Annotated in this window: 9 protein-coding genes; 4 read left to right on the top strand and 5 right to left on the bottom strand. The window is 42.8% G+C overall.

Annotated elements, in window-relative coordinates:
• Positions 1–46: 46 nt before the first annotated feature.
• From I6E83_RS04265 to I6E83_RS04250, 4 genes are all read left to right on the top strand, one after another.
• Positions 47–643 (top strand): DJ-1/PfpI family protein, encoded by a 597-nt coding sequence (locus tag I6E83_RS04265; RefSeq protein WP_197100101.1) that lies wholly within the window; start codon positions 47–49, stop codon positions 641–643.
• Positions 644–804: 161 nt separating this feature from the next.
• Positions 805–1,971: a methionine adenosyltransferase gene (gene metK, locus I6E83_RS04260; RefSeq protein ID WP_110922765.1), complete on the top strand. Its 1,167-nt coding sequence runs from the start codon at positions 805–807 to the stop codon at positions 1,969–1,971.
• A gap of 71 nt (positions 1,972–2,042) precedes the next feature.
• Positions 2,043–2,399: a DUF3144 domain-containing protein gene (locus I6E83_RS04255; protein WP_110922764.1), complete on the top strand. Its 357-nt coding sequence runs from the start codon at positions 2,043–2,045 to the stop codon at positions 2,397–2,399.
• Between the two features lie 228 nt (positions 2,400–2,627).
• Entirely contained in the window at positions 2,628–2,969 is a 342-nt protein-coding gene (locus I6E83_RS04250) for a hypothetical protein (RefSeq protein WP_110922763.1), read from the top strand.
• A gap of 216 nt (positions 2,970–3,185) precedes the next feature.
• Here I6E83_RS04250 and I6E83_RS04245 read toward each other — a convergent pair whose 3' ends face one another.
• From I6E83_RS04245 to I6E83_RS04225, 5 genes are all read right to left on the bottom strand, one after another.
• The gene (locus I6E83_RS04245) at positions 3,186–4,841 is read right to left on the bottom strand and encodes a BCCT family transporter (RefSeq protein WP_110922762.1); all 1,656 of its coding nucleotides are present in this window, start codon (positions 4,839–4,841) and stop codon (positions 3,186–3,188) included.
• 373 nt (positions 4,842–5,214) lie between these two features.
• Entirely contained in the window at positions 5,215–6,858 is a 1,644-nt protein-coding gene (locus I6E83_RS04240) for a BCCT family transporter (RefSeq protein WP_197100100.1), read from the bottom strand.
• A gap of 178 nt (positions 6,859–7,036) precedes the next feature.
• Positions 7,037–8,290, bottom strand: a complete 1,254-nt coding sequence (locus I6E83_RS04235; protein WP_197100099.1) for a PQQ-dependent sugar dehydrogenase — start codon at positions 8,288–8,290, stop codon at positions 7,037–7,039.
• A gap of 181 nt (positions 8,291–8,471) precedes the next feature.
• Positions 8,472–11,069, bottom strand: coding sequence for an ATP-dependent chaperone ClpB (gene clpB / locus I6E83_RS04230; RefSeq protein WP_197100098.1), 2,598 nt, complete (start codon positions 11,067–11,069; stop codon positions 8,472–8,474).
• Positions 11,070–11,628: 559 nt separating this feature from the next.
• A complete protein-coding gene (locus I6E83_RS04225; protein WP_197100097.1) occupies positions 11,629–12,210 on the bottom strand; it encodes a L,D-transpeptidase family protein in 582 nt (193 codons plus the stop codon).
• Between the last annotated feature and the right edge of the window lie 8 nt (positions 12,211–12,218).

Below are 12,218 nucleotides of genomic sequence, written 5' to 3'. Positions count from 1 at the left end.
TAAGTCTATAACACTGTCTATCTTTTAACGAATGTTAGAGGTTTTTATGCATACGATTACCGCGCTAGTGTTCGATGATTTTGAAACTTTAGATTTGTTCGGACCTATTGAGATGTTTGGGAGCTTACCTGAGCATTATCGTATTCAATTTACCTCGATGGCTGGTGGCATCATCCGCAGTAAGCATGGCGTACCTATGCAAACAGTCGCTGTCAGCGAGTTAGCATATCAGACGGATATTTTTTTAGTACCGGGCGGGCTTGGTACGCGGCAGCTAGTCTACAATCACTCCTTTTTGCAAACGTTAACAACCCTCACTGATGAGGCTGATTGGGTACTTAGCGTCTGTACTGGTAGCGCCTTGTTAGCGAAAAGCGGTGTATTAAACGGTAAGCGAGCCACCTCTAACAAAATGGCATGGCAATGGGTAATATCTCAATCTAATAAGGTCAATTGGGTCAAACAAGCACGCTGGGTTATCGATGGTAAGTTTTATACTTCATCAGGTGTGAGCGCTGGTATGGATATGGCACTTGGTTTTATCGCTGATAGACATGGCGTCGATAGAGCCCACCAAGTCGCGCAACATACTGAATTTCGTTGGCAAGAGAATTGCGATGTTGATGACTTTTACCGCCCTTAATCCATAACCAGTTACCTCACAACACCATCCATTGCTAGAGTTTTTCCTCGATACACGGTAAAATACGATAATTTTTTGATTCCTTTTCGTCTTTTCATTTAGATATATTTAATAATGACTGAGTTCGTAGACTACAGTCCCTGCAATTAAGCGACCCTTTTATGCGTGAATACAACTTATTTACCTCAGAATCTGTAAGCGAAGGTCATCCTGACAAAATGGCTGACCAAATCTCAGACGCCATCCTTGACGCTATTTTACGTGAAGATCTGCATGCACGTGTGGCATGCGAAACCTTAGTGAAAACTGGCGCTGTGATACTCGCAGGTGAAATCACCACGACAGCAAATATCGATTTAGAGCGTCTCGTTCGTGACACCGTAAATGGCATTGGGTATCACCATTCAGATCTAGGTTTTGATGGCGAGACTTGCGCAGTGATTAACATGCTCGGCAAACAATCTCCTGAGATTGCTCAAGGTGTCGATCGTAGCGACCCTGAAGAGCAAGGTGCAGGCGATCAAGGCTTGATGTTCGGATATGCCAGTAATGAAACCGAAGTATTGATGCCAGCGCCTATTGAATATGCGCATCGTTTGATGGAGCGTCAGTCTGAGCTGCGCCGTGCAGGAGATCTGCCTTGGTTACGCCCAGATGCCAAAGCACAAGTTACGCTAAAATACGATGGTAATAAACCAGTAGCGATTGATGCAGTGGTATTATCAACGCAACACGATCCTAGTATTTCACAAGCCGATCTACAAGAAGCGGTGATGGAATCTATCATCAAGCAAGTACTGCCAGCTGAGCTTTTACATGCTGGTACACGCTATCATATCAATCCAACTGGTAAGTTTGTGATTGGCGGCCCTGTTGGTGATGCTGGGCTAACTGGTCGTAAAATCATTGTCGATACTTACGGCGGTATGGCTCGTCATGGCGGCGGTGCTTTCAGTGGCAAAGATCCTTCAAAAGTAGATCGCAGTGCAGCTTACGCAGTACGTTATGTGGCAAAAAACATCGTCGCAGCAGGCCTTGCCGATCGCTGTGAGGTTCAGGTCAGCTATGCCATTGGTGTCGCTGAGCCGACTTCTATCTCTGTCAATACGTTTGGTACCAGCAAAATCAGTAACGATGAAATCATTCGTCTGATTCGTACGCATTTTGATTTGCGTCCTTATGGTATTACTCGCATGCTGAACTTATTACAGCCAATGTATCAGCAAACTGCTACCTTCGGTCATTTTGGTCGTCAAGGTTCAGAAACTGCCTTTACATGGGAAAAAACAGACAAAGCTGAAATCTTGAAAGCAGACGCTGGTTTATAAAATCCTTGCTTTAACTTATTTACAAACCGTTTTTAGAAATTTAATTTACTGATACTTATTAGGAGCAGCTCATGTCTCAAGACACGACTCAAGGCAACGAAGTTGATACCAACGTTGAGATTACCCCTGAAATGCAGGCATTTTACCAACGTGCTGATGCCATCATCGGTATTGCAAACAGCCAGCTAGGTCCTGAAGCACATTCAGGACAAGTAGGCGCTTCTTTATTGTATGCAGCCGCCCGTTATAGCGCGTCAGTCGCTTCTATCGGGTTTGTCAAAGGCGATGATTTTGCCAAAGAAAAAGACGATATCGTTGAATTTTATGTGAAGCAATATCGCCAAATGCTAAGCGACAATCTAACGGATTATGCGCAAAACTTTGATAAATATGTTCAGCTTAATCAAGATGACAAAGCAGCAAAATAGTACGGTAGCGTTTCGCTAAATCTTGCAAAGCGATGAAAGCCATTATAGTAATAAAAATTAAACCCAAGCTTATGATTAAGCTTGGGTTTTTTGTTCATCATGATTTAGTAGATGACTGCTCATAAATAGGCTACTATGGATGGAAACCACTTGATTCATAACATGGTTGAAGCTGACTATCGATAAAAGGGATTTATCGAACTTTATCTTCTATAAGGACATATTATTATGAACCACTTACTCAAATCATGGCGATCATGCGTGTCATTGCTAGGCTTATCCGCAGCCATCGCGTTAGCTGGCTGTAGCAATATCCAAGGCATTGATACGCCTGATACAGCCACCTACCCTATTCACAGCACTGAGCATCACCAACCGATATCTAGCGACAATCCTTTTACCAAATGCCCACCATATAATCCTGAGCAAACGATGTGTACCGCACAATACGATCCTGTCTGTGTCAAAGTGAAAACTGATTCAGGATTTAATTATCGTACTGCGGGCAATTCATGCTCAGCATGCGGTACAACGACGGCATTAGGCTATGTGAAAGGACAATGCTCATAACCTTGCAGATATAATCAATCCTCTATAAAAGAGTGACAGCGTTAACCTCGCTTAAAGTATCACTTATACACCTGCACTCGGTTGCCTTGTATCCAAATTATATTGAACCGACTATAGATAATTTAGATTAAAATTAAAAATAGCTGAATGATATAAAAAGCCCCCACTTAATCATAAGTGGGGGCTTTTAAATATTACTTTCGATTAACTTATTATTTAATTTTTAGAGTCTTCAAGATCAAGCGGACCTGTTAGCAAGTCTTCATCACGGAACTCGTTGGCTGAGTTATGCTCTGCTGACTCTTCGGTGACGAACCATTGCTGATTACGATATAGTATCAGACGATCTCGACTCAAGCCTCGTAGTAACGAATACATCATAATAACGATGACGATAGCGAAAGGGAAACCCGAAACGATAGAGGCTGCTTGCAGGGCACTCAATCCGCCTGCTGTCAACAGTACGGCCGCAATAACACCTTCTGTACCTGCCCAAAACAGACGCTGAATCTTTGGTGGATTGGCATCGCCACCAGAGGTCAACATATCAATCACAAAACTCGCTGAATCTGACGACGTCACAAACCACAAGACAATCATCACGACAATGAGTAAGTTAACGGCTGAGGTTAATGGGTAAGATTCCATCAGCTTGAAGATAGCACTGCCTGTATCTGCTTGTACCGCTTCGACAAGACCAGGACTCACCATACTAGGATCGGCTGCTGCCATCAGTTCCATATGCACCGCTGAACCACCGAAAGCGGTAAACCATAGGAACAAGATGGTAATAGGAATCAACAACACCCCTAATATAAACTCACGAATGGTACGACCACGAGAGATACGAGCGACAAACACCCCGACAAAAGGTGACCAGCTGATCCACCATGCCCAATAGAATATCGTCCATGAAGACTGCCAATTATCCTGACCTTCATAAGACTCTGTCCAAAGACCTAAGGGAACAATTTCATGTAAATAGTTACCAACATTTTCGACAAAACTATTAAAAATAAACTGCGTAGGGCCTAATATAATCACAAAGCTCAGTAGCACAATGGTGAACAAGATATTGATATCACTCAAACGCTTGATACCTTTATCTAGTCCCATAAACAGTGACAATCCTGCCAGCACCGTAATCAATGCAATGAGAATAACCTGAACGGTCGTGTTATTAGGAATACCAAATAAAGTCTCAAGACCTGAGTTGATCTGTAACACGCCTAAACCGAGTGTCGTCACGACACCAAACATCGTGCCAAACACTGCTAGCGTATCCACCGTATGGCCCCAGCCCCCATATATTTTTTTACCCAATATAGGATATAGTGTCGAACGGATGGCTAATGGCAAACCCACTCGGTAGTGGAAATAAGCCAATGACAAAGCGACCATACCGTAGAGCGCCCACACATGTAAACCATAATGTAGAAACGATATATTCATCGCTTGTTTGGCGGCAGCGACCGTTTCAGCTTCTCCTAATGGCGGTGCCATAAAATGGTACAACGGTTCAGCTGTTCCCCAATAAAGCAGCCCAATACCGATACCAGCGGAAAACAACATGCCAATCCAAGATAATAGGTTATATTCTGGTTTTTCATTTTGATGACCAAGCCTGATATCGCCATAGCGACTAAATATCATATAGATGCTCATCACCAATGTTAAGTTGACAACCACAATAAAAAACCAGCCAAAGCGTAAAGACACAAAGGCTTTTGCATGACCAAAGACCAGCTCTGCTTGCTCACTAAAGAGAGTGCCGAAGATAATAAACGCAAGAATTAACAACGCTGAAGTTAAAAACACGGGTTTACTTACCCGCGGAAAAGGGCCTAATCGACCAACTTTCACATGATCCATGTCGTAATCTCAATTTTTTGGGGTGGCTACCTTAACAAGATATGCGCAAACTATCAAATCTAAGCAGATATTCATTACAATTGAAAATATAAAAAACCCCAAAATACCTGCGTATTTTAGGGGTTTTTTCGAACGTCACTACTAATCAGTGCAACTTAATTAACAATAAATTCTGCAACAATTATTAGGGCGTGTCCTCATTTTAAAAATGGTGATAAAAATGAGATAAATTGCAGTCAAACAAGGAAAATAGCGCAGATAATATCGAGATATTAGTCAGCTATTTGACGCCGTTTGGCAAGATTTAGCCATTTTTAACCCATTTAGATAACTATCGATTGAATTGAGGACACGCCCTAGTTATCTTTGATAATTAGTCACCCTCTACAATCTTAGGTGGCCCTTTTAACAAGTGCTCATCAACGAATTCATTCGCTGAATTATGGTCTGCTGATTCATCAGTAATAAAGCCTTGCTGAGCTCGATATAGAATCAGACGATCACGACTCAAACCTCGTAACAACGCATACATCATGACAAAAATCACTAAGGCAAACGGTAGTCCGGCTACGATAGCCGCCGCTTGTAAGGCAGATAGTCCACCAGCCGCTAGCAATATAGCAGCGATAACGCCTTCTGTTGTTGCCCAAAACAAACGCTGAATCTTTGGAGGATTGGTATCACCACCAGCGGTCAGCATATCGATAACAAAACTGGCCGAGTCTGATGAGGTCACAAACCATAGCATGATCATAACCACAATCAGTAGCGTAATCGGTTTTGCCAATGGGTAGTACTCAACCAACTTAAAGATGGCACTACCAGAATCCGCTTGTACTGCTTCAACCAATCCTGGGCTGATACCCGACACAGCAGAAGCAAGCTCCATATGAACAGCAACGCCACCAAAAGTCGTAAACCAGAAGAACAAGATAAGCATTGGGATCAACAACACCCCAAGCGTAAATTCACGGATAGTACGACCGCGAGAGATACGGGCAATAAAGATACCAACGAATGGTGCCCAACTAACCCACCATGCCCAATAAAATATCGTCCAACTACTTTGCCAATCTGTCCCGCTATAAGACTCGCCCCACGTACCTAGTGGTACAATCACGGTCAGATAGTTGCCGATGTTTTCAATAAAGCTATCAAAGATAAACAGCGTCGGCCCTAAGATGACCATAAACGCCAATAAGACGATTGTGAATCCAATATTTATATCACTAAGGCGCTTAATACCTTTGTCCAAGCCCATCATAACAGAAGCGGCTGCAAGCGCTGTAATAAACGCAATCAAACCAAACTGTACCGTAAGACTATTAGGCGTACCAAACAACTTCTCTAGTCCAGAATTGATCTGCATCACGCCAAGACCTAGTGAGGTAACCACGCCAAACATCGTACCGAACACTGCCAAGATATCGACCGTATGCCCCCATCGGCCATAGATTCTTTTGCCGAGCAAAGGATACAGAGTTGATCGAATCGATAACGGCAACCCACGACGGAAATGGAAGTACGCTAAAGACAGCGCCACAACCGTATAGATACCCCAAGCGTGTAGACCCCAATGCATAAATGAGATGTTCATCGCTTGCTTTGCAGCTGCTACCGTTTCGGCATCGCCCATTGGTGGTGCCATAAAGTGATACAACGGCTCCGCTGTACCCCAATAAACTAAGCCAATACCAATACCTGCAGAAAACAACATACCAATCCAAGAGAACAGATTGTACTGTGGTCGCTCCGTTTGATTGCCTAGCCGAATGTCGCCATAGCGACTCATTGCCAAGTAAATACAAAGCGCGAGCGCCGCATTGACTAAGAGAATAAACAGCCAACCAAACTTATCAGTAATGAAATTTTGTAAAAAACTAAAGACGGCCCCTGCTGTTTCAGTGAAAAGTGCACCAAAAATAATGAATCCAATTATCAACAGTGACGATGTAATAAACACAGGTTTACTCACCCGTGGAAAAGGTCCTAATCTGCCTACTTTTACTTCTTCCATGTGCAAGTCTCAAAATCCAAGGAACATTACCTTAACAAAATAGGCCTTAACTATCAATCTTTTACAAAATAAAGCTTGATAAAACAGTTAATTTAATCTAAAAGATTTAATAAATTTATTTAAAATAATTGAATAAACTAAGAAATCAACACTACCTTCTTAGAACGCTAGCATGATGTTATTTAGGCAATAATCTGAGTAATTGACCATCATTACCATCTTCTAACACCCAAACGTTACCATCTACCGCCAGTACACTACGAATACGCTCCCCCATATCATAGCGATAACGTTCAGAAGCTGTGTTGTCATCATTCATACTCACCACAATGAGCGCTTTGGATGACAAACCACTAATCAGCACATTGCCTTGCCATGCTGGAAAATCATTCTCTGTACCCGCAGAATAGAGGCTCATCGATGAAGGTGATATAACTGGTGTCCATGTGATTTTGGGTGCTTCAAACTCAGGCCGAGTATCATGATCAGGGATATCAATCCCCGAATAATTGCGACCATTGGACACGAGTGGCCAGCCGTAATTTTTGCCTTTTTCAATCAGATTAAACTCATCTCCGCCTCTTGGACCCATCTCGTGCGCCCATAACTTACCGCTATCATCGAATGCCATGCCCAATATATTACGATGACCTATCGTCCAAAACTGCTTGGCGATGTCATTTGTATCATTTAAAAATGGATTGTCTACTGGGATAGAGCCGTCAGCATTTAGGCGTATAATTTTACCCAAATTGACACTCATATCTTGCGCTGGCGTTTTTTCTTGGCGCTCGCCTGAGCTGATATATAAATATTGTCCATCAGGTGAAAACAAGAGACGATGACTGTAATGTCCTTGCCCTTTTACTTTTGGAGATTGCTCCCAAATGGGCGTAATAGCTTGCAAACTTGGTGTACTGGTATCTAAATCTATCAATGTTGTCTTAATGACTTTGGCACCGAATTTATTACTATCTGCACCCTCACCTGCTTCAACGTAGCTTATATAGAGATTGTTAGAACTAGAGAAATCTGGCGCAATAACCACATCACCAAGTCCCCCTTGCCCGCCATAAGCGACTTTTGGTACGCCAGTCACTGCTATCTTCGCACCTGTTTCGATATCAACTATAAATAACTCACCTGTCTTTTGTGTCACCAATATTTTTTGTGGTGCATTATCCGCTTTAGGTAACGCTGCCATCGCCCAAGGTTCATTAAAAGTAGCAATAATTTCAGTGGTAAATTCTGGTTTATCAACACTCATGGACGAATTAGTATCTGAGGTTTTGGATTCTTTGTATTCTGCTAGATCTTCATTGGTATTAACTACCGACTGATTGGAGCACGCCGACGTGCTAATCAGCAATGTTGCTACTATAATCGGTAAAGTTAACGGCGCACTTAGATATTTTTCATTGATTATCGCCATGTTGTCATCTCCTTGTATTTTGCATTCGTCTTATGATTCCTTAGATTATTTATAGCATAGTAAAAGCATGCAAACGGTAAATAATAATAGCCTACAACGTAAAAACCCCTTACTTACCCATATAAAATATAGGCAAGTAAGGGGTTGGTTTTATTAAGAAACAGTCCTGTTATCTTAGCTATTAGCTCATTCTAAGTTTGTTAAAGCTCAGCTTATCATCAGAGCCAACATCAACTTTAATGATATCACCAGCGACGAAATCACCCGCTAATAGCTTCAATGACAATGGATTTTCAATCTCTTGCTGAATGGCACGTTTGAGTGGACGCGCACCATAAACAGGATCATAACCGACCGCGACCAACTTGTTCATCGCGTCAGCTGATAGCTCGATATCCATCTCACGATCATGCAAGCGTTGACGCAAACGATCTAGCTGGATGGCAGCAATGCCTGCCATTTGCGACATACCAAGTGGATGGAAGACCACAATCTCATCGATACGGTTGACGAACTCTGGGCGGAAATGCTGACCAACAGAATCCATCACCTCAGCTTTGATATCCTCGTAGCTTTCGCCGACCATTTCTTGAATCTTATGCGAACCCAAGTTACTGGTCATAATAATAACTGTGTTCTTGAAATCAACAACACGACCTTGCGAGTCAGTCAAACGCCCGTCGTCCAATACTTGCAATAATATGTTAAACACATCAGGATGCGCTTTTTCGACTTCATCAAATAAAATCACACTATAAGGTTTACGGCGAACGGCCTCAGTCAACGCACCACCTTCTTCGTAGCCCACATAACCTGGAGGCGCACCCACCAAGCGACTGACACTGTGTTTCTCCATGTACTCACTCATGTCGATACGCACTATCGAATCTTCACTATCAAACAAGAAGTTCGCCAATGACTTGGTCAGCTCAGTTTTACCGACCCCTGTAGGCCCAAGGAATAAGAACGAGCCAGAAGGACGGTTAGGATCAGACAAGCCGGCTCGGCTACGGCGTACTGCATTTGCTACCGATTCGACCGCTTCATCTTGACCAATCACGCGCTCATGGAGTTTTTCTTCCATTGCCAGCATTTTTTCACGCTCGCCTTGCATCATTTTGTTGACTGGAATACCTGTGGCAGCCGCAACCACTTCCGCAATCTCATTGTCTGTGACTTTATTACGTAGCAATTTTACACCACTACCTTCGCCTGTTTGCTCTTTTTGTTCTGCCAAGTCAGACTCAGTGATACGGCGCTCTAGCTGCGGGATGGTTTCGTATTGCAGCTTACTCATAGTCTCGTAATCACCTTCACGACTGGCTTTGTCATAGGCAATACGGGCCTTATCCAGCTCGTCTTTTAGCTGCTGACTGCCTTTGACCAGCGCTTTTTCTGCTTGCCAAATTTCATTAAGATCCGCGTACTCTTTTTCTAGCTCTTCAATTTGTGCATTCAGTACTTTACGCTCTGCCTGTGCACCAGCGTCTTCTTCATTTTTGAGTACTTCACGCTGCATTTTCAACTGAATCAAACGACTGTCTAGCTTACCTAATGCTTCAGGCTTACTGTCCATCTCCATACGCAAGCGACTGGCCGCTTCATCAATCAAATCAATCGCCTTATCTGGCAACTTGCGATCGGTAATATAGCGATGGCTCATGCGCGCCGCAGCAATGATGGCACTGTCTTGGATGTCGACCCCATGATGCAGCTCATAGCGCTCTTTGAGACCTCGCAAAATCGCAATGGTGTCTTCAACCGTTGGCTCATCGACCAGTACTTTTTGGAAACGACGCTCAAGTGCTGCATCTTTTTCAATATACTTGCGATACTCATCTAAGGTCGTTGCGCCAACGCAGTGTAGCTCACCACGTGCCAGTGCAGGTTTTAGCATATTACCTGCATCCATCGCGCCTTCTGATTTACCCGCACCAACCATGGTATGTAGCTCATCGATAAATAAGATGACATTGCCTTCTTGCTTGGCTAAATCGCTCAATACGCTTTTGAGTCGCTCTTCGAACTCGCCGCGGAATTTTGCCCCTGCAATTAAAGCACCCAAGTCTAATGACAGTACTTCTTTACGGCGTAGACCTTCTGGCACATCACCATTGATGATTTTTTGGGCCAAGCCTTCGACGATAGCCGTCTTACCGACACCCGGCTCACCGATGAGCACAGGGTTATTTTTGGTACGACGTGATAGCACCTGAATGGTACGGCGAATTTCTTCGTCACGACCAATCACTGGATCCAGCTTGCCAAGCTCTGCCTGCTCAGTCAGATTAATGGTGTATTTATTTAATGCATCACGCTGATCTTCAGCGTTTTGATTATTGACGGTGTCATCACCGCGCAGCTGCTCAATCACCGCTTTTAGTTTGCTTGCTGTGACGCCAGCACTTTCAAATATCTTTTTAGTTTCACCTTGTTCAGCGAGTGCTAACATCACCCATTCAGTGGCGATAAAATCATCGCCTTCTTTTTGGGCTTGGCGATCTGCCAAGTTTAAAATCTTAACCGAGTTTGGATTCAGATTGACATCACCAGTCGGCTCCGAAATCGTTGCTTGATTATCTAACGCTTTTGCCACGCCGTTTTTTAGAGCAGGAATAGAGGCGCCCGCTTGTTGACAGATAGATAAGTTAGACTCATCTTGTAGCAATACAGCAAGCAAATGCACAGGATCGATACCCGTATGATCGCGGCCTAAGGCTAGGCTTTGTGCTTCTTGAATAGCGGATTGCAGTTTTTGGGTAAATTTCTCAAATCTCATATTCACATCCTTTTATAATTAGTATTTACAGCAGATGCTTTATAGTCTAGCGACTACTGTTATCTGTCATTTATATAAGGTATATATGTTCTTATTTCAAGCCAATTATCAAATAAAACCTTACTATAAGCAATGATATTTAGCTTTGCCTATTGATTAATATCATTTAAATGTGTTTTTAAGATAAATTTAAAAGGTATTTGGAGAAAATGGCACTATGAAATAACTAAAAATATAGTCACAGAACTCTAAAATGGGTACAAGGCAGCCGACTGCAGATTGTACAAGTAGTACATCTAAGGAGGGTAACGCCGTAGCGGTTTAGTAGTTAATCGACTATAGACACAGTATAACCATGCAAAAGCATGATTGGTATGCGATTAAATATGAATGATGGGTAGTCGTTTTAAGAGAAGCTAGTCGATTTAAAGTAATATAGACACAAGGAGAGTGAGTAGTAGTATTAAAGAGTAAAATCAATGCAGATAGTAAACAGAGTATTCCTGACACGTTATTTGATTTATAAAGAATTGGCTATATCAGAACACAATAAATAACTCTATTCTACTATCTCAATAGGGATGCCAAGCGTTACTGCCGCCATAATTTCATCCATCTCATCATCGGTAACGGCGATACAGCCATCGGTCCAATCATATTTCTGATTGATAGCAGCCAAATGACCAAAGCCATTCATCTGTCCATGAATCATAATATCTCCGCCTGGACTGACACCCAATTGCTTAGCACGGGCTTTATCAGCCGCATTAGGATAGCTGATATGGATAGAGCGATGGGCAATAGAGTTCTCGTTTTTATAATCTAATGTATAGATTCCAACTGGGGTACGCTGATCACCCTCTTGCTGCTTATGTCCGATTGGACTGTCGCCCAAGGCAATGCGATAGGTACGAATGACGTCATCACCACTCAATAACTGCAAACGGCGTTCGGATTTATCAACGAACACCTTATCAATCACCACATCAGCGATAGGCTGATTATTTTGCTTATCAAAGGTACTGCTACTCGCAGACGCGCGTGTCATATAATTAAAAACGCTGCTGCTAATAACCGTAATCACTCCAAGCCCAACCAAGATAAGTAAGAAACGATGAAAGCGATTACGCAAGAATGCCATGAGTTGAC

It is taken from the genome of Psychrobacter sp. SZ93C1 (genome assembly GCF_015864635.1).
Taxonomy (GTDB): Bacteria; Pseudomonadota; Gammaproteobacteria; order Pseudomonadales; family Moraxellaceae; genus Psychrobacter; species Psychrobacter fozii.
Note: the sequence above shows the minus strand (reverse complement) of the source record. Positions and strands in the feature narration are given on the sequence as shown.